Origin of the sequence: Kribbella sp. NPDC048928, from assembly GCF_043197975.1 — a bacterium.
In the GTDB taxonomy this organism is placed as follows: Bacteria; Actinomycetota; Actinomycetes; order Propionibacteriales; family Kribbellaceae; genus Kribbella.
In genome coordinates this window covers 195,141-213,722 of record NZ_JBICUC010000003.1, presented here as the reverse complement: position 1 = coordinate 213,722, position 18,582 = coordinate 195,141, and the positions used below count along the sequence as shown (strand labels likewise).

Below are 18,582 nucleotides of genomic sequence, written 5' to 3'. Positions count from 1 at the left end.
CTATCCCGGTCACAGGCTGATCAGTTGCCACGGTCACACCCCGCCAGTACGTGTCTCAGCGTGCCCACGTACGCGCAACCCGCTCCGCGACCGTGGCCAGCGATCCGTGCGGGTCGGCGAAGGCCTGGTCCTCACCGACGGTGTCGACCAGTGCGTACGCCGACTCGACGCCCATCGAGCGCATCTCGCGGGACCCGATCAGGACCTTCCCGGCGAGTACGACGCACGGGCGCATCGCGTCGTTCGCGACCTTGGCGACGCCCGCGATCACCTTGCCGTCGCGGGACTGGAAGTCGAATGCGCCCTCACCGCTGATCACCAGGTCGACCTGGGCCGCCTTCTGCTTCAGACCGGTCAGCTCGGCGACCAGGTCGATGCCGGAGACCCGCTCGGCGCCGAGCAGCAGCAGTGCGTACCCGAGCCCGCCCGCGGCACCCGCGCCCTTCTGGTCCGCGGTCTTCCGGTCCGCCAGTTCGGCGAAGTGCGTCAGCCAGCCGTCGACCGCCGGCTTGCGGTCGTCGGTGATGCCTTTCTGGGCGCCGAAGATGTTCGTCGCTCCGCGCAGCCCGAGCATCGGGTTCTCCACGTCGCTGGCCGCGACGAACTCGATGCCGGCCACCCGCTCCCGAGCGGCCGTCAAGTCAACCGAGGCGAGCCCGGCGAGCCCGGCAGCCCCCGCATCCAGCCGTCCGACGCCCGCCGCCTCCGCACCTCCGGTCGGTGACGCCGCGCCTCCGGTCGTTGACGCCTCGGCTGCGGTCGTTGCCGTGGCGCCGAGGGCGGCAAGCAGGCCGGCGCCCGCGTCGTTCGTACCGGATCCACCGAGCCCCAGGATGATCCGCCGCGCACCAGCGTCGACGGCCGCAGTGATCAGTTGCCCCACGCCGTACGTCGTCGCGTCTTCCGGCCGCCTGCTCTTCGGTTCCACCAGGTGCAACCCACACGCCTGCGCGGTCTCGATGTACGCGGTCTCGCCGGCGAGCAACACCGTCGCGGGTGTCTCCTCGCCAAGCGGTCCACGGACTGTCACCGACAACAGCTTCCCGTCGACGACCGCGGACAGTACGTCGATGAACCCCGGCCCGCCGTCCGCCATCGGCGCCACCAGCACCTCGGCCCCCGGGTCGCGCCGCCGCCACCCCTCCTCGATCGCAGCCGCAGCCTCCACAGCCGTCAACGTCCCCGCGAACTTGTCCGGCGCAATCAGAATCCGCATGCGCCACATCCTCCCCTACCCGACCGCCCGCGCCCCGCGATGGTCACCCTAAGGACAGGACGTACTCATATACGCATACGCCGCCGCACGCCTGAACCCGACCGCGGACCTGCCCCGATCCCCCACTACCTCCTGTCGTTAGGCCACTCACGCGGTTAGATCGGTGGCATGAAATCGATCCTGTTCGCGCTGCGGGTGAGCGACCTGGACCGCTCGCTCGCCTTCTACACCAAGGTCGGGTACGTCGATCTCGGCAAGATCCCGTTCGACGACGGCTCCAGCCTGGTCTGGCTCCGTCTTCCCGACGAGCCGTCGGTCTCCCTCGAACTCGTGCATCGTCCCGCCGACGGACCGGTCGTGGTGGGCGGGTTCCAGCACTTCGCGATCGAGGTCGAGTCGCTGGCCGCTACCGTCGCCCAACTGACCGAAGCGGGTCTGGAGCCCGGCCCGGTCGAGCACCCAGGTGGATTGGACGGCCCGAAGACGGCGTGGCTCACCGATCCCGACGGCTACCGGTTCGAGTTGGTCGAGTGGCCGCCCGGCGGCGCCGCGTGACAGTCCTGCCTTCCTCAGCTGCCGAGGCCATCGCAGTCCAGGAGGAGCTGCGCGAGCTGGTCGAGATCGCGGACGTCGGCGAGCCACCGCAGTACGTCGCCGGGTTGGACGTCGCGTACGACGGCGACCGGCTGGCGGCAGCGGTTGTCGTGCTGGACGTGGACACGCTCAGCGAGGTGGATCGCGCCGTCGTCCATGGGGAGACGACCTTTCCCTATATACCCGGGCTGTTCGCGTTCCGGGAGGTGCCGGCGTTGCTCGCGGCGCTGGAGCAGCTCCGGACCACGCCGGATCTGCTGGTGTGCGACGGGCAGGGTCTCGCACATACACGACGCTTCGGGCTCGCGTGTCATCTCGGCGTACTCACCGGACTCCCCTCGATCGGCGTCGCCAAGACGACGTTCGTCGGGACGCACGGCGAACTCGGTCCGGATCGCGGTACGACTGCGGATCTGATGGACGGTGACCAGGTCGTCGGTGCCGCGCTCCGGACGCAGGACGGGGTGAAGCCGGTGTACGTCTCGATCGGCCACAAGATCACGCTGACAACGGCCGTCGCGCAAGTGCTGCGCTTGTCGCCGAGATACCGCCTCCCGGAGACAACCCGCCTCGCCGACCAAGCCTGCCGAAAGGCGCTGCACAATGGTTGATGAGACCCCGCGAGTACCTGGGTATACGCGGCACGAGTACGGCAACCGGATCGGCGCAACCGCCCGCCTCCGGGTAGGCGCAGCCGCGGCGGTCATGGACGGCGAACGGTTGTTGCTGACGCGGCGTACCGACAACGGCGAGTGGTGCCTGCCGGGTGGCGCCATCGAACCCGGCGAACGCCCCGCGGAGGCGGCGGAGCGGGAGACGTTCGAGGAGACCGGGCTCGTCGTACGGGTGACCGGGCTGGCCGGCGTGTACTCGAACCCGGATGTGGTCGTGGTCTACCCGGACGGCAACCGGGTGCAGATCGTCGGAATGGCGTTCTACGCGGAGGCAGTCAGCGGCAAGGCGGGATCCTCGGCCGAGGTGAGCGAGAGCCGATGGTGTACGTCGGCGGAGGCAGCCGAGCTGACTGTGATCGCCGGTCATCGGGCGCTTGTTCCCACGATCTTCGCGGGTGAGCTGTACTTCGACGCGTCAGCGACGGAACAGCCGGCGCAGGACGAGGGCTAGTACAGCGCCGATCAGGTATGGCGCCGCACGTTTGGCAAGCATCGGAAGCAACGTACTACCGAGATCGAGCGCAACCGCCTCCGCCTCGGCAGACTCCTCCCGCCCGGTCCTACCCGACTCCCGCCCAGTCCCGCCCGACTCCTCGCGCACAGTTCCAGCCGACTCCTCGGGCGCACTTCCAGCCGACTCGTCGCCCACTGCCCCAACTGGGTTCTCGCGCTCCGTCTTGGCCGGCTCCCCGTGCGCCGTCCCAGCCGAGTTCTCCCGCGCTGTCCCGGCCGAGTTCTCACGCGCTGTCCCGGCCGACTGTCCGCCCACCGTGCCGGCCGAGTCGTCGTGCTCTGCCTTCGCTTCGGTTGGGGGTTGGTTCAGTTTCGATTTGAGGCAGGTGGTGAATTGGTCGAGGAGCTTGTTCGAGACGTCCTGGATCAGGCCGCGGCCGAACTGTGCCGGCCGGCCGGTGATGGTCAGGTCCGTGTCGACGGTGACTTCGGTGGAGCCGTCCGAGCTGCCGGCGAGTCGAGCGGTGACCCGCGCCGTCGCCGTGCCGTTCCCCCGCCGGTCCTTCCCCCTCGCCTCGATGACAGCGTGATGATCGGACTCGTCCCGCTCCACGAAGCTGCCGGTGCCCGAGTACTGCAGAGACACCGGCCCGAGCTTCACCTTGCACGACCCGGTGAAGTCGTCGCCCTCGTACCCCGTCAGGGTGGCGCCGGGAAAACACGGCACCACCCGTTCGAGATCGTTGAACGCGGCCCACGTCTGCTCAACGGGAGCCGGTACGACGAACTTGTGCTCGAGCTTCACGCCGTACCTGCCGCAGCCAGGACCGCCCGCCGGGTAAGCACCGTCGCAAGATGCCGCCGGTACTCCCCGTCGCCGTTGATGTCACTCACCGGAGACGTCCCGTCCGCCGCCCGTGCGGCAGCTTCCCGTACGGCGTCGGCAGTCGCGGGCTGCCCCACCAGAGCCGCCTCGACCGCGGTCGCCCGCACCGGCGTCGCGCCCATGTTGCCGAGCCCGACCCGAGCCTCCGCGATCGAGCCGCCCTCCAGTCGTACCGCGGCCGCGACCGACACTATCGACCAGCCCTGCGCGACCCGGTTGAACTTCTCGTAGTGCGCGCCCCACCCGGTGTACTTCGGAACCCGCACCTCCACGAGCAACTCGTCCTCCCCCAGCGCCGTACTGAACACGCCCTGGAAGAACTCCGCCGCCGGCACGGTCCGCCGGCCGTCGGCGCCCGCGATCACGAACTCCGCATCGAGCGCGACCGCGACCGCGGGCAGATCGGCCGCCGGATCCGCGTGGGCCAGCGAACCGCCGAACGTGCCACGGTGCCGGATCTGTGGATCGCCGACCGTTGCCGTCGCCAACGCGATCAGCTTGGCGTGCTCGCCCACCAACGGATCCGACTGCACCGTGCTGTGCGGCGTCATCGCGCCGATCACGAGCGCGTCGCCGTCGTCCCGTACTCCCTGTAGATCGTCGATCTTCCGAATGTCCACAATCACCTCGGGCGCCGCGAGCCGTAGCCGCAGTGCGGGCATCAGGCTCTGCCCGCCCGCGAGCACCTTCGCGTCGTCGTGCTCGCGGAGCAGCCCGAGCGCTTCGTCGACCGTCGCGGGAGCGAAGTACTCGAACGCCACCGGAATCATGACTGACCGCCCTTCTCCTGGCCGGCTTGTTGGATTGCCTTCCAGACGCGGTACGGGGTGCAGGGCATCTGCACGTCCGTGACGCCGAGCGGTCGCAGACTGTCGACAATCGCATTGACGACAGCCGGCGTGGAGGCGATGGTGCCTGCCTCGCCGACGCCCTTCACACCCAGTGCGTTCGTGGTCGCGGGCGTCTCGGTGCGGGCCGTCTCGAAGGCCGGCAAGTCAGGGGCCCCAGGCAACAAGTACTGGTCGAACGACCCGGTGACGAGCGTCCCGGAGTCGTCGTGCACAGCTTCCTCGTAGAGCGCCTGCGCGATGCCCTGCGCGAGTCCGCCGTGTACCTGACCCTCGACGATCAGCGGGTTGACCACCACGCCGACATCGTCGACACACACGTACGACCGCATCTTGGTCGCGCCGGTCTCGGTGTCGACCTCGACCGCACACAGATGAGTGCCGTGCGGGAACGAGAAGTCCTCCGGGTCGAGCGTCGCGTCCGCATCCAGCGAACCGTCGCCGACCCCGTCGAGCTTGTGCCCCTGGAACACCGCGAACGCCAGCTCCGCCATCGTCATCCCGGCATCCGTTCCGCGGACGCCGAACCGCCCGGCCGAGAAGTCCAGGTCGTCCGCGTTCGCCTCCAGCAACTGCGCAGCGACCGGTTTCGCCTTCTCGATCACCTTGTCCGCAGCGGCGAGCACGGCCATCCCGCCGACCGCGAGCGACCGCGACCCGTACGTATCGAGGCCACGCACTGCTACCTGCGTGTCACCATGCAGCACCTCGACGTCTTCGAACGCGACGCCCAGCCGATCCGCGACGATCTGGCTCCACGCGGTCTCGTGCCCCTGACCGTGCGGGCTGGTACCGGTGACCACCTCGACCTTGCCGGTCGGCAGCATCCGGATCGACGCGTGCTCCCAGCCGCCGCCGACGTACCCCATCGAACCGAGCCAGCGCGACGGCGCCAGCCCGCACATCTCGGTGAACGTCGAGATGCCGATCCCGAGCTGGACCGGATCGTTGGACGCACGGCGCTGTTCCTGCTCCTTGCGCAGGTCGTCGTAGCCGAACAGCTCGCGCGCCTTCGCCGTCGCGGCCTCGTAGTTGCCGGAGTCGTACCGCAGTCCCGACACCGTCGAGAACGGGAACTCCTCGTGCCTGATCCAGTTCCGTTCGCGGATCTCCAGCGCGTCGACGCCGACGCGGGCGGCGAGCTCGTCCATCAGGCGCTCGATCGCGTACGTCGCCTCGGGGCGGCCGGCCCCGCGGTACGCGTCGGTCCACGTCTTGTTCGTGAACACGTTGGTGATGCCGAGGTGGTACGCGGGGAACTTGTAGATGCCGTTGTACATGAACGCGCCGAGCAGCGGGATCGCCGAGGTGACGAGGCCGAGGTACGCGCCCATGTCTGCGGTCAGCTCGACCTTCAGCCCGGTGACCGTGCCGTCGGCGTTCGCGGCGAGCGTGAGTTGTTGCCACTGATCACGACCGTGGTGGGCAGCCATCAAGGACTCGGACCGGGACTCGGTGTACTTACAGGGCTTGCCGGTACGCCTGGCCGCGAGGACTGTGAGTACTTCCTCCGGGGTGAACTGCAGCTTGCCGCCGAATCCGCCGCCGACGTCCGGCGCGATCACCCGGATCTTGCTCTCCGGGATGCCGAGCACGAGCGCGATGAAGATCTTCACGAAGTGCGGTACCTGCGTCGACGACCAGACGGTCATTTGTTCAGTTGTCGGATCGACGACAATCGACCGTGGCTCCATGAACGCGGGGATCAGCCGCTGCTGACGGAACTCCTGCTCGATCACGATCCCGCCATCGCGGGCGGCCGCGATCGCCGCCTCCACGTCACCGCCGGTGCCGGCCTCGGCCGAGTCGTACGACCAGACCGCGGACACGTTCGTCCCGAGATCCGGGTGGGCGAGTACCTCGTCGCGGGCCGCGGCCTTCAGTTCGAGCGCGGGTTCGAGCTCCTCGTACTCGACGTCCACGAGGTCCGCGGCGTCGTTCGCCTCGGCGGGGGTCCGGCCCACGACGAGCGCGACGATCTCACCGGCGAACGCGACGCGGTCGACCGCCATCGACGGGTGCGCGGGGGCTTTCTGGTCGGGGACGACCGCCCACGCGTTCGGCAATGCGCCTTGTTCGTCGGCGATGTCGGCGCCGACGATCACTGCGACAACCCCGGATGCAGCCTTCGCCGCCTCGGTGTCGATCGAGGTGATGCGGGCATGCGCGAACGGGCTACGGACCATCGCGAGATGCTGCATGCCGGGCAGCACGATGTTGTCGGTCCAGCGCGTGCGGCCGGTGATCAGCCGAGCGTCCTCCTTACGGCGACGCGCCTTACCGACCTCAGCAACAGGACGTTCCTCAGTAGCAGGACGTTCCTCAGTAGCAGTCACCGCACACCTCCGACCGCACTCGGCCCACCCACAGCAGCCGGCTCACCTACACCACCCGCTTCGGCACCCGCCCCACCCACAGCAGCCGACTCACCTACACCACCCGCTTCGGCACCCGCCCCACCCACAGCAGCCGACTCACCTACACCACCCGCTTCGGCACTCGCCCCACCCACAGCAGCCGACTCACCTACACCACCCGCTTCGGCACTCACCCCACCTACTGCGGCCGGCTCGTCTGTGGCGGTCGGCTCCCCTACCGCAGTCGGTTGACCGGAGGCGTTGGCTGTGTAGGCGCGTACCGCTTTGACGATGTTCTGGTAGCCGGTGCAGCGGCAGAGGTTGCCTTCGAGGCCGAGCCTGATCTCGTCGTCGTCGGCATTCGGATTGTCGGCAATCAGATCGAGGGATTGCATGATCATCCCTGGCGTGCAGTAGCCGCACTGCAGGGCGTGGTTCTCGTGGAAGGCCTGCTGCATCGGGTGCAGCTGACCGTTGGTCGCGAGTCCTTCGATCGTGGTGATCTCGTGACCGTCGGCCTGGACCGCGAGCAGCGAGCAGGACTTCACGCTCCGCCCGTCCAGGTGCACCGTGCAGGCGCCGCAGTTGCTGGTGTCGCAACCGACCACGGTGCCCGTCTTCCCCAGTTGCTCGCGCAGATAATGCACGAGCAGCGTGCGCGGCTCCACTTCGTCCGTGAAGCTGCTTCCGTCGACCTTCACCGTGATCCGGGCCATGGCCCCGCCTCCAGATGTCAGTACTCGCCGTAGGTTCGATCCTGCTCCTGTTCGGTTCCTGCCCACAAGGTTCAGTTGCTGAGTTCGGCGACGGATCAGTGGTGAATCGGCCCCGCCGCCGAAGAAAGTCGTTGCCCCGCGCCACCCCAGCGCTGCGCGATGATCTCCGCCGCGATGCTCACTGCGGTCTCCTCCGGGGTGCGCGCACCGAGGTCGAGCCCGATCGGGCTGGCCAGCCGCGCGACCTCGTCCGCGCTCAAACCCGCCTCCCGCAAGCGTTTCAGGCGATCGTCGTGCGTGCGCCGGGAACCCATCGCGCCGATGTACGCGACCTGCGGCAGCCGTAGCGCGACCTCCAGCAGCGGCACGTCGAACTTCGGATCGTGCGTCAGCACGCAGATCACCGTGCGGTCGTCGATCCGCCCGGCCGCGGCCTCGCCGGCCAGATACCGGTGCGGCCAGTCGACAATCACATCGTCGGCAGAGGGGAACCGGGACGCGGTCGCGAACACAGCACGCGCATCGCAGACCGTCACCCGATAGCCGAGGAACGCGCCGAGTCGCGCGACCGCAGCTGCGAAGTCAATCGCGCCAAACACCAGCAAACGCGGCACAGGAGCGTATGAAGAGACGAAAACGCGCATGCCCTCGCCGCGTCGTTGTCCGTCCGGTCCGTACTCCAGCGTCTCGGTCCGCCCGTTCGCCAACAGGCCGCGCGAATCGTCGACAATCGCATCGTCGGCACGCTCCGAGCCGATGCTGCCGTCGTGCCCGCCGGGCCGCACGATCAGCCGCTTCCCGAGCCGGGCCGGATCCGGATGCGCGACCACCGTCGCGACCGCGACCGGTCGGCCTTCGGCGATGTCGGTCGCGACCTCCCCCAGTTCGGGAAACGACGTACGGTCGACCTTCTCGACGAACACGTCCAGGATCCCGCCGCAGGTCAGTCCGACCGCGAACGCCGACTCGTCGCTGACGCCGTACCGCTGCAGCACCGGATCGCCCGACTCCAGGATCTCCTCGCCGAGCTGGTACACGGCGCCCTCGACGCAGCCACCCGACACGCTGCCGACAGCCTCGAGCCCGGGACCGACCAGCATCACCGCGCCAGGCGGCCGGGGCGCCGACTGGAACGTGGCCACAACGGTGCCGACGGCAACCGATTCGCCGGCCTCCCACCACGCCAGCAACCGGTCGAGCACGTCACGCATCGGCCACCACCTCCAGAAGTTCGGCAAAGCTTGCCAGGCTGTGCCCGGCGACGAGATCGTCCAGGTGCGGCAGGACCGCGACGATCCCGGCCTGCACCGGTTCGTACCCGCGCTTGCCGCGATGCGGATTCAGCCAGACCACCCTGTGCGCGAGACTCGCCAGCCGCTGCAACTGCGCACCGAGCAACGCGGCGTCCCCGCGTTCCCAGCCGTCGCTGCACACCACGACGACTGCGCGCCTCGCCGTACCACGCTGGCCCCAGCGGTCGAGGAAGACCTTCAGCACCTCGCCCAGTCGGGTCCCGCCCGACCAGTCCGGTACGACATCACCCGCCGACCGCAGCGCGAACTCGGGATCGCGATGGCGCAGCGCCGGGGTGACGCGGGTGAGCCGGGTGCCGATTGTAAACACTTCGATTGTCCGCGGCGCCTGCTGAACCATCGTGTGCGCGAGCCGCAGCAGACTGTCGGCGTACGGGCGCATGGAGCCGGAGACGTCGATCAGTACGACGACACGGCGCGGACGCACACCGCGGCGGCGGTAGTGGACGCGGGCAGGTTCGCCGACCTGGCGGAGTTGGGCGCGGAGCGTGCGGCGCGGGTCGATGTCGCCGCGGTGGGACGGGCGGCGGCGATTCGCGCGACGGAGCGGGACCCGTGGATTGAGGGTGCCGAAGAGACGAGTGAGTTCGGCGCGGTCGATTGCCGACAATTCTGCGACGTCGCGGTGCCGCAGGAGTTCCGTCGTACTCGCGGATACGTTGAGGGTGCGGTCGCTGTCGGCTCCCTCGCCGCCGTCACCGAGCGCGGCCTGGACGGAACGTTGCGGTGTACGACTCGGCAGCACGCCGCCGCGGCCTGTGCGCTCGCCCGTGAACCAGGCGGCGAACACCTCGTCGTACCTGGCGGTGTCCTCGGGGCCGCTGCAGAGAGCGGCTCGGCCGGCCCAGTACACGTCGGCGGTCAGGGCGGCGTCGAGAGTCGCGACTGCCTCGAAGAAGAGGTGCACCCGGTCCGCCGTCACCGCCAGGCCCGCCTGCCGAAGAGCAGCCCCAAACCCAGCCAGCGCAAGATCCGCAGCTGCCGACGCGTGATCCAAAGGGCCCCGCGCGAGCTCCACGGCGGACCCGCGGTCCGGACGGGTGGGCGCGCGGTCCAGGGCGGCGGGAGCGCGGTCCAGGTGGGTGGGCGCGCGGTCCGGAGCAGCGGGAGCGCGGTCCGGGGCGGCGGACGCCTGATCCGGAGGGGTTGGGGCGGGGTTTGGGGTGGGTGGGGTTGGTTGGTGGGGGTTTGTCATGGGGTCAGCTCGCCAGGAGGCGGTCGAGGGATTCGCGGACGCGGTCGGTGTCCTCGCGGTACTTGAGGACGGCGCCGAGCGTCGCGGCGGCGGTCTCGACGTCGAGTACGTCGGTGCCGAGCGCGTCCAGAGCACGCGCCCAGTCGAGGGTCTCGGCGACACCGGGCGGCTTGAGCAGGTCGAGGTCACGCATTCGCTGGACGGAGCGCGTGACCTGCTCGGCGAGCCGCGCGGACACCTTGGGCAGCCGCGTACGGACGATCTCGATCTCGCGGGCCAGACCGGGATGATCGATCCAGTGGTAGAGACAGCGGCGCTTGAGGGCGTCGTGCACCTCGCGCGTACGGTTCGAGGTGAGTACGACGATCGGCGGCACCTTCGCGGCGATCGTGCCGAGTTCGGGAATCGTCACCTCGTACGTCGACAGCACCTCGAGCAGGAACGCCTCGAACTCGTCGTCCGCGCGATCGATCTCGTCGACGAGCAGTACGGCGGGACTCTCGCGGAGCGCTCGCAGTACCGGCCGGGACAGCAGGAAGCGTTCGTCGAACAGGCTCTTCTCGACCTCTTCCGCGGCCGCCTCGGAGGTCGTCGCCTCGACAGTGCGCAGGTGCAGGATCTGGCGCGGGAAGTCCCAGTCGTACAGGGCCTGCGAGGCGTCGATGCCCTCGTAGCACTGCAGCCGGATCAGCTCCACGTCGAGTGCCTCGGCGAGCGCGCCGGCCAGCGAGGTCTTCCCGGTGCCGGGCTCGCCTTCCAGGAGCAGCGGGCGGTGTAATGCGAGCGCGAGATATCCGACCGTGGCCAAGCCCTCGCCGGCTAGATACCCGGTCGCCCGCAAACACTCGGCAAGTTCTCCTGCCGAGCCGACGGCACTCACTCCTTCAGCATTCACCTACTTCCGGGTATTGCCAACCCTCTCCTTCGCCACCTCTCCGGAAACTATTCGTCGCGTGGTGGCAATTAAGTTCCGGAAAGCGGGTCCTGGGGTGGTGTGTGGCCCGGTGGGAGGTCCTCGACCGTGTCGGCGTCGGTCCCGTTGGCGATGTCCCCGCATTCGACTTTGCCGGCACGGTGCTCGCGCAGGTACGTACGCGCGCCTTCGTCACCGTGCGCCGAGGCGATCACCCCAGCCCAGTGCGCGCGGCCGATGAGCACCGGGTGCCCTGGTTTGCCTTCGTACGTCGCGCGTACAAGCGCCTCCGCGCCCGCCTCCCGCATCACTCGCACAACAGCGCCCTCGGTCAGGCCAGGCACATCAACCGGCACCACGACAACCGCCCCCAGGTCGGACGGAGCATCGGGTTTGCTGAGGGTGGTGAGGCCGGTTCGGAGGGAGGCGGACATGCCCTCCGGCCAGTTGGTGGCTTCGACGGTCTCCACGGGCTCGGTGTCCAACTCGGCCCGCACCTCGTCGGCTGCTGCGCCGACGACCACGACCACGGGCGAGCACCCGGCGGCGGTGAGAAGTCGTGCGGCTCGGACCACCCACGGGATACCAGCCGGATCGCGGACGAGCGCCTTCGGCGAGCCGAGCCGCCGCCCAGCACCAGCAGCCAGCACCAACCCAGCCACCCGAACACGATCCACCCGACCGTCCCCGTGCACACCAGGATCCGACTGCACACCAGGCGGCGCGTCGGGCTCCGGCTCTGGCGCCACGCCTCGTACGGGTTGGGGGTTCACACTGGGAGGGTACTGATTTCACAGTTCGGGCAGTGACGCGTACCACGCGGTCCACGATGATCGGCGTGCGACGATATCTGCCGTGACGACGATCGCAGACGGCTCTAAGTCCCTTCCGTTGCTGTTCCTGGGGCAGAACACCGACCCGCATTCCGAGCGTGGCGTCGAGTGCCCGGGCGCGCTGCCGCCGGCCTCCGACCCGGACCTCGTCGAGCGGGCGCTGAAGGCGAAGGCGGCGCTCGGCGACCAGGTGTTCGTCCTCGGGCATCACTACCAGCGCGACGAGGTGATCCGGTTCGCGGACGTCACCGGCGACTCGTTCAAGCTCGCGCGGGACGCCGCCGCGCGCCCGGACGCGCCGTACATCGTGTTCTGCGGCGTGCACTTCATGGCGGAGTCCGCGGACATCCTCACCAACGACCATCAGACCGTGATTCTCCCGGACCTCGCGGCCGGCTGCTCGATGGCCGACATGGCGCGCATCCAGCAGGTCGAGGCGGCCTGGGACGCGCTCGCCGATGCCGGCGTCGCGGACGTGACGGTGCCGGTCACGTACATGAACTCGAGCGCGGACATCAAGGCGTTCTGCGGTCGCCACGGCGGCGTCGTCTGTACGTCGAGCAACGCCGAGACCGCTCTGAACTGGGCGTTCGAACAGGGCGAGAAGGTGCTGTTCCTCCCCGACCAGCACCTCGGCCGCAACACCGCCGTACTGCAACTCGGCCTGTCCCTCGAGGACTGCGTCGTGTATGACCCACACAAGCCGGGCGGCGGGCTGACCAAGGAGCAACTCCCGGCCGCGAAGATGATCCTGTGGCGCGGGCACTGCTCGGTGCACGGGCGGTTCACCCCGGAGTCGGTCGACGACGTGCGCTCCCGAGTCCCGGGCGTGAACGTGATCGTGCACCCCGAGTGCCGGCACGACGTCGTGACGAAGGCCGATCAGGTGGGCTCCACGGAGTACATCATCCAGGCTCTCGAGGACGCCGAGCCCGGTACGTCGTGGGCGGTCGGTACCGAGCTCAACCTGGTGCAGCGGCTCGCGAAGCAGCACACCGACAAGAACATCGTCTTCCTCGACAAGACGGTCTGCTACTGCGCGACGATGAACCGCATCGACCTCCCGCACTTCGTCTGGGCGCTGGAGAACCTGGTCGCCGGCCACGTCGTCAACCCGATCAAGGTGGACGCCGGCACGGAGCACTACGCGAAGGTCGCCCTCGACCAGATGCTCGCCCTCCCGGGCAAGACCGCGAAGGACTGATCAGAGGAAGGCCCGCAGAGCTCGAACCAGGTCTTCCGGGTTACGTTCGGCGATGTGGTGCGTGGACTTGATGCCGCGCCCCTCGACCTGGCGGCACCACGGCCGCCAGACCGCGACCACATCGCCGTAGAGCTGCTCCATGTCGTCGTCAGTCGACCAGAGCGCCAGCGTCGGGCACTCGATCCGGCGGCCCGCGGCCCGGTCTGCTTCGTCGTTGCGCCGGTCAACGGTGAGGCCGGCGCGGTAGTCCTCCAGCATCGCGTGGACCGTGGCGGGGTTGCGGATCGCTGACAGGAAATCGGCGTGGTTCTCAGGGCCGAGCGCCTGCGGCGAGTTCGTGGTCCACGCGTTGTACCAGGTTTCGGGATCCGCACAGATCACCCGCTCGGCAGGCTTTTCCTGCTGTGCGAAGAACCACCAGTGCCACCACGCCGCGGCGAACTCTGCCCTGCAGCGCTCCAGCGCCTCGACGATCGGCACGCTGTCCATCACGACGAGCTTGCTGACCCGCTCCGGATGGTCGAGCGCGGTGCGGTAGGCGACGTACGAACCGCGATCGTGCCCGGCGACGGCGAACCGCTCGTGCCCGAGCGAGGTCATCAGCCGTACGACGTCCCCGGCCAACTCCCGTTTCGAGTACGGTGCGTGGCCCGCGTCCGTTGCAGGCTTGCCCGACTGCCCGTAGCCGCGCAGGTCCGGACACACCACGGTGTACCCGGCCGCGACGAGCCGAGGCGCCACGGCGTACCAGGTGGTATGGGTGCGCGGATGCCCGTGCAGCAGTACGACGGCAGGTCCGCTGCCGCCGTGCCGCACCCGGATCCGCTGTCCCTCGAGGTCGGCGTCGTCCAGCACAAATCCTTCGAACACGGCCGGCCGGTACCCAGTCCGAGCAGCTCAGAAGCCTGGCAGGAACAGGCAGAACAGGTGGCCGTCCGGGTCGCGCATGACCCGCACTCCGTCCGGCTGCGGCTGATGTTCCTCGACGGTGCCGCCCAGACTCACCGCATGTTCCACCTCGCGGTCGAGGTCGTCGACCTCGATGTCCAGGTGGGCCTGCATCTGCTGGGTGTCCGGCCGTTGCGGCCAGGTCGGCGGAACGTGGTCCTTCTCGAGCTGAAAACTCAGGCCAGGCCGCTCGAGTTCGGGGTGGCGGAGCCGGACCCAGTCCGGGCTGCTGCTCACCACCGTCCAGCCCATCAACTCCCGGTAGAAATCGGCCAGCCGCGGCGGGTCGGGTGTTCCCAGGACGGTTGCAGCGAGATTCGCGGACATGGCGGCCTTTCGGTGATCGGAGGCATCCTGTGCCAGCCGGTACCCCGCCTCAACCGTCAGTCGGCAGCGACGCGGGCGGAGCTGTACCAGCTGGCGAGGAGGTCGGGGAGACGGTCCGGACCCCAGCGGTCGACCGGTGTGATCCGGCCGTGCAACGTTGCGAGTCCACGCGCCAGTCCGCCGACGACGTCGCCCTGCCACGGGACGGTGACGCCTTCGTCGGGGCCGACGATCACCGCCGGTCCACCGCGATCCACGCACACGACCGGGCATCCGGAGGCGAGCGCTTCGGTCACGGCCCAGCCGGCGGCTTCTCGGAAGGCGGGAGCGAGCAGGGCGTCCGCGCGGAACATCGCGGCCAGTACGTCCTCGCGCGGCAAGGCGCCCATGAACTCGACACGGTCGCGGACACCCAACTGCCAGGCGAGGCTCTCGGCGCGTCCCCAGTCCGGGCCGTCGCCGATGATGCGCAGCTCCCAGTTGGCCGCCTCCGGGCGGGCGAGGGCGCTGATCGCCAGCAGTACGCCCTTCCACGGGATCAATCGCCCCACGAACAGGGCCGTCTTCACCCCGGGCGCGCCGAACGGCTCGTACGGCCCGGACGCCGTGAAGCGCCGGATCGCGACGTTCGGCTGAACGACGATCTGCTGTACGTACGGCGCGAATGCCTCGGCAACGTCGTTGTTCTGGGCAACCATCAGGTCGGCGGTCTGCGCCATCCGGCGCCCCGTGAGACGGCGCCGTACGCCGGTGTACGCACGACGTACCAGCTCCCCCACGACGCCGCGCATCCCGAGCCAGTGCGCCATCGACAGCGGCGCGGTCGTCGATCCGCCGACCGGTCCCCAGATCACCTTGGCGGACGATTCCTCGACCACCCCGGCGCCCATCCAGTCCACCGCGAAGGTCAGATGATGGATCACGTCGAACGAGTGCACGGCATGCAACTCGCGCGCCGTACGACGGGCCAGACCCTGCCACAGCGGGTAGTACCAGTACACGTCCGAGGGCCGTCGGCGCAGCCGGAGGATCCAGCGCGGCATCTCCAGCGGTACGACGGTCAGCCCCGGCACCGGCCGGGCCGCGAGCTCCTCGTGGATCTCGTGGACGAACTTGCCACGGGTCAGCAGCCACACGTCGTGGTCGCGCGCCGCGGCCTTCGCCCACGCCCACCCGGCGCCCGGCTCGGACCCGCCCGACGGCCGGCAGGCGTACGCACTGAGCAGCACCTTCGGGCGGTCGGGCATCAGCTCATCCCCTCCAGGAGTCTGCGCAGGTCCGTGCTCGAGGTGGAGGCCGTGTACGGAAAGTAGTGCACCTGTGCGCCGACCTCACCCAGCAGCCGTTCCAGTCTGGTCCCCTTCTCCGTTCCCTTCCAGTCGTCGCCCTTGAAGAGAACGTCGTACCGCAACTGCTGCCACATCTCGAACTTGTCGCTGGACCAGTCGCCGACCACCTCGTCGACGAGATCGAGCGCTCGAATCACGTCCATCCGCTCCTGGTGCGGAACCACTGGCGGACGACCCTTGATCCGCGCCACCACGTCGTCCTCGACGACGCCCGCGATCAGGTGATCGCAGTGCTCGCGGGCGCGCCGAAGGATGTTCAGGTGGCCGATGTGGAACATGTCGTACACCCCGGGCGCATAGCCGACGACCGTCATGCGGGCACCCCCAGCAGGGCCATTTCGCGGTACCACTTGCCGACCGCGGCCGCGAGAAACAGCAGGTTCAGCACGAGCAGCGCGCCGTACAGTACGAGGAACAGCGTCGGCGTACCGAAGGCGAGGAAGACCAGGCAGAGGACGCCGTAGTCGGTCGGTGCGATGAGCAACGACTTGAGTACGGAATCCCCACGCTCGTTGGGCTTCCCGGCCGGGCCGTGCCGCCGGCGCAGCTGGTCGATCAGGATCAGTCCGAAGAACAGCACCGACGACATGCAGACGTACGCGAGCGGGACGAGCAGCACCCACTCGTTGCTAAAGGCATCGAACCGGTAGAACGAGATCAGTACGGCGCTGTGGAGCAGCACGATCTTCACCGCGTCGATCATGTGGTCGAGCCATTCGCCCAACGGCGAGCCGCCGCCGCGCAACCGGGCCAACTGCCCGTCCGCGGAGTCCAGCCCGTAGCCGAGGACGAGCAGCGCGGTCACCAGTATGGCCAGACCGAGCGACGGACGGACGGTTGCCAGCAGCACGATCCCGACCAGCGAGCAGAACCCGGAGGCGAGGCTGACCTGGTTCGGCGTCCGGCGAGCCAGGAACGCCGCGGCCGCGAACACCCGGCCGATCCGGCGGTTCACGAATCGCGAGTACGCGGGCGTACCGGCCGAGGGCTTCTGCGCCTGGGACAGTTGGGCGACTGTCTGTCGCAGCCCACTCATGCGACGTTCGTGCTGCGCGACTGCCGCTGGTCGATCGCGGCACGCAGGATCGGGCTGCGGGATGCCCGGCCGGCGGGCAGGACGGTGATCAGCCGGGCCGGAATCCCGTCCAGCTCGGCCACGCCCAGTACGCCGTCGGTGGCACTCGCAGCGAACACGGTCTGTGCTCCGACGGCATCGGTCAGCCAGTCGGAACGTACGTCGTCCACGGCAACGACCTCGTCGACGCAGCGCAGGTGTTCGATGATCTGGGCCCGCTCGAGCAGCGGCACGAACGGCCGCGCGCCCCAGGCGTCCAGCGCCCAGTCGTCGGACAGCACGCCGACGACCAGCCGATCACACTGCCGCCGGGCCCGTTCCAGCACGTCGACGTGCCCGACGTGGAACAGGTCGAAGACCCCGGCGACACATCCGATGCGCGGCAAAGTACGTTCCCCCAACACGAACTCCTGAATTCCCTCCGGCGTGACGCCGCCCCCTGCGTCAGCCGCGACTTTATACCCGCCGGGCACGACCTGCCCAACGTCTCGTGTGCGACCGGCCGCGGGCGGCGTGCCGGGCGATCGCATCGGTGTAGATCCTTTCGGTGGCCTCCAGGTCACGCTCCGGGGTGAAGCGCTTCAGGTAGACCTCACGAGCTCGTTCGCCGCAGGCTATCGAAGTCACGGGATCAGCCAGCACCCCGATCGCCTTCCGCAGCGATTCCGGATCGCCGGGCTCGGCCAGTACGCCGGTCTCGGCGTCATCGACGAGCTCGGCCAGCGCGCCGAGCCGGGATGCGACCACCGGCACGCCGTGCGCGAACGCCTCCACCACCACAAGACCGAAGCTCTCATACGAACGCGCCGGGACGACGGCGGCGCGCGCGGAGCGCAGCACATCCATGCCGTCTTCCCACGGTAGTTGACCAAGCACCTGAACAGACAGGTCTTTCCGGGCCCGTTCGTCGGCCGCTTCGCGCAACGGACCGTCGCCCACGACAACCAGTTTGCCGAGCGTCGAATCCCACGCCTGCAGGAGATCCGCGAATCCTTTGTCCTCGCTCAATCGGCCGAGGAACACCACCGCGTCCCCGGCGCCGGTCCGGATCGCGCCCTCGTGCGGTACGGCATGTGGCTTCACGACGAAGCGCTCCGCGTCGAAGCCGGCCGCCACGTACCGATCGCGGACGAACCCGGACGGCACGACGAACGTGTCGACGTACCGCTGCCAGGTGTGCAAGGTGTTGTGGACGCCGATGCTCGTCGCCAGCGGCAACGTCTGCACCCGCGATTCCCGGTAGCAACCGTGCCGGACCGCGGCCAGCGGCAATTTGCCGATGCACGACTCGCACGGGCGGCCGTCGCGCTGCAGGACCGCGTTCGCGCAGAGGAGGCGGAAGTTGTGCAGCGTCGAGACCACGGGCAGGTCCAGACGGTACGCAGCGCGCAGAACGGAGGCGCTGAAGAGCGGGAAAGTGTTGTGCACGTGCACCACATCGGGCCGCTGCGCCTGCAATAGCTGTGTTAAATCGTGTTCCGCCGAAAATGACCAGACGGAGCGGAACGGTAACAGTGCGCGATCTTTTCGGCCCAGTTCGGCGATATCGTCGCTGTTCCGGGCGTACAGGTCGATCTCATGTCCTGAGTTACGCAACAAATCAATCGTTTGCGCGACAACCGTGTTCTCACCACTGGGTTGACCGGTCCGGTAACGGTTGTGCAACATGGCGACCCGCATG

General features: G+C 68.8%; 19 protein-coding genes and 1 pseudogene. 4 read left to right on the top strand and 16 right to left on the bottom strand.

Translation table 11 applies throughout. The features are described from left to right. Positions 1-55: 55 nt before the first annotated feature. Positions 56-1,216 (bottom strand): glycerate kinase, encoded by a 1,161-nt coding sequence (locus ACGFI6_RS14470; protein WP_393118507.1) that lies wholly within the window; start codon positions 1,214-1,216, stop codon positions 56-58. A gap of 168 nt (positions 1,217-1,384) precedes the next feature. Between ACGFI6_RS14470 and ACGFI6_RS14465 the strand changes: the two genes are divergently transcribed. Genes ACGFI6_RS14465 through ACGFI6_RS14455 form a run of 3 tightly spaced genes read left to right on the top strand, consistent with a single transcriptional unit; the run spans position 1,385 to position 2,935 of the window. Beyond that, positions 1,385-1,771, top strand: a complete 387-nt coding sequence (locus ACGFI6_RS14465; protein ID WP_393118505.1) for a VOC family protein — start codon at positions 1,385-1,387, stop codon at positions 1,769-1,771. Continuing rightward, a complete protein-coding gene (nfi, locus tag ACGFI6_RS14460; protein ID WP_393118503.1) occupies positions 1,768-2,421 on the top strand; it encodes a deoxyribonuclease V in 654 nt (217 codons plus the stop codon). Before ACGFI6_RS14465 ends, nfi begins: the two co-directional genes overlap by 4 nt. Next, entirely contained in the window at positions 2,414-2,935 is a 522-nt protein-coding gene (locus ACGFI6_RS14455) for an NUDIX domain-containing protein (RefSeq protein WP_393118501.1), read from the top strand. Before nfi ends, ACGFI6_RS14455 begins: the two co-directional genes overlap by 8 nt. Here the strand turns inward: ACGFI6_RS14455 and ACGFI6_RS14450 are convergent. The 8 genes and pseudogenes from ACGFI6_RS14450 to ACGFI6_RS14415 all read right to left on the bottom strand — a co-directional run bounded on the left by ACGFI6_RS14450 (position 2,900) and on the right by ACGFI6_RS14415 (position 11,827). Next, positions 2,900-3,742: an SRPBCC family protein gene (locus ACGFI6_RS14450; RefSeq protein WP_393118499.1), complete on the bottom strand. Its 843-nt coding sequence runs from the start codon at positions 3,740-3,742 to the stop codon at positions 2,900-2,902. The two genes, ACGFI6_RS14455 and ACGFI6_RS14450, sit on opposite strands and share 36 nt — an antisense overlap. Beyond that, the gene (locus ACGFI6_RS14445) at positions 3,739-4,593 is read right to left on the bottom strand and encodes an FAD binding domain-containing protein (protein ID WP_393118497.1); all 855 of its coding nucleotides are present in this window, start codon (positions 4,591-4,593) and stop codon (positions 3,739-3,741) included. Before ACGFI6_RS14445 ends, ACGFI6_RS14450 begins: the two co-directional genes overlap by 4 nt. Continuing rightward, positions 4,590-7,007 (bottom strand): xanthine dehydrogenase family protein molybdopterin-binding subunit, encoded by a 2,418-nt coding sequence (locus tag ACGFI6_RS14440; protein ID WP_393118495.1) that lies wholly within the window; start codon positions 7,005-7,007, stop codon positions 4,590-4,592. Before ACGFI6_RS14440 ends, ACGFI6_RS14445 begins: the two co-directional genes overlap by 4 nt. A 275-nt stretch (positions 7,008-7,282) precedes the next feature. Then, positions 7,283-7,744, bottom strand: a pseudogene (locus tag ACGFI6_RS14435) ((2Fe-2S)-binding protein); the annotation flags it as partial. 95 nt (positions 7,745-7,839) lie between these two features. After that, positions 7,840-8,955, bottom strand: a complete 1,116-nt coding sequence (locus ACGFI6_RS14430; RefSeq protein WP_393118493.1) for an XdhC family protein — start codon at positions 8,953-8,955, stop codon at positions 7,840-7,842. Further along, on the bottom strand, positions 8,948-9,979 hold the full coding sequence (locus ACGFI6_RS14425; RefSeq protein WP_393118491.1) for a VWA domain-containing protein: 1,032 nt from the start codon (positions 9,977-9,979) through the stop codon (positions 8,948-8,950). Before ACGFI6_RS14425 ends, ACGFI6_RS14430 begins: the two co-directional genes overlap by 8 nt. 277 nt (positions 9,980-10,256) lie before the next feature. After that, positions 10,257-11,132, bottom strand: a complete 876-nt coding sequence (locus ACGFI6_RS14420; protein ID WP_393118489.1) for an AAA family ATPase — start codon at positions 11,130-11,132, stop codon at positions 10,257-10,259. 83 nt (positions 11,133-11,215) lie between these two features. Then, positions 11,216-11,827 (bottom strand): NTP transferase domain-containing protein, encoded by a 612-nt coding sequence (locus ACGFI6_RS14415; RefSeq protein WP_393118487.1) that lies wholly within the window; start codon positions 11,825-11,827, stop codon positions 11,216-11,218. Between the two features lie 193 nt (positions 11,828-12,020). Here ACGFI6_RS14415 and nadA point away from each other — a divergent pair, with 193 nt between their 5' ends. Beyond that, complete coding sequence (nadA, locus tag ACGFI6_RS14410) at positions 12,021-13,202, top strand: quinolinate synthase NadA (protein WP_393118485.1); 1,182 nt, start codon at positions 12,021-12,023, stop codon at positions 13,200-13,202. Here the strand turns inward: nadA and ACGFI6_RS14405 are convergent, their stop codons facing one another. Genes ACGFI6_RS14405 through ACGFI6_RS14375 form a run of 7 tightly spaced genes read right to left on the bottom strand, consistent with a single transcriptional unit; the run spans position 13,203 to position 18,581 of the window. Beyond that, a complete protein-coding gene (locus ACGFI6_RS14405; RefSeq protein WP_393118483.1) occupies positions 13,203-14,072 on the bottom strand; it encodes an alpha/beta fold hydrolase in 870 nt (289 codons plus the stop codon). 27 nt (positions 14,073-14,099) lie between these two features. Beyond that, the gene (locus ACGFI6_RS14400) at positions 14,100-14,477 is read right to left on the bottom strand and encodes a VOC family protein (RefSeq protein ID WP_393118481.1); all 378 of its coding nucleotides are present in this window, start codon (positions 14,475-14,477) and stop codon (positions 14,100-14,102) included. A gap of 56 nt (positions 14,478-14,533) precedes the next feature. Beyond that, a complete protein-coding gene (locus ACGFI6_RS14395) occupies positions 14,534-15,724 on the bottom strand; it encodes a glycosyltransferase family 4 protein (protein WP_393118479.1) in 1,191 nt (396 codons plus the stop codon). Next, a complete protein-coding gene (locus ACGFI6_RS14390) occupies positions 15,724-16,140 on the bottom strand; it encodes an adenylyltransferase/cytidyltransferase family protein (protein ID WP_393118477.1) in 417 nt (138 codons plus the stop codon). The genes ACGFI6_RS14395 and ACGFI6_RS14390 overlap by 1 nt, the downstream gene beginning before the upstream one ends. Then, positions 16,137-16,862: a CDP-alcohol phosphatidyltransferase family protein gene (locus tag ACGFI6_RS14385; protein ID WP_393118475.1), complete on the bottom strand. Its 726-nt coding sequence runs from the start codon at positions 16,860-16,862 to the stop codon at positions 16,137-16,139. Before ACGFI6_RS14385 ends, ACGFI6_RS14390 begins: the two co-directional genes overlap by 4 nt. Further along, entirely contained in the window at positions 16,859-17,302 is a 444-nt protein-coding gene (locus tag ACGFI6_RS14380) for an adenylyltransferase/cytidyltransferase family protein (RefSeq protein WP_393118473.1), read from the bottom strand. Before ACGFI6_RS14380 ends, ACGFI6_RS14385 begins: the two co-directional genes overlap by 4 nt. Before the next feature lie 55 nt (positions 17,303-17,357). Continuing rightward, positions 17,358-18,581, bottom strand: a complete 1,224-nt coding sequence (locus ACGFI6_RS14375; RefSeq protein ID WP_393118471.1) for a glycosyltransferase family 4 protein — start codon at positions 18,579-18,581, stop codon at positions 17,358-17,360. Between the last annotated feature and the right edge of the window lies 1 nt (position 18,582).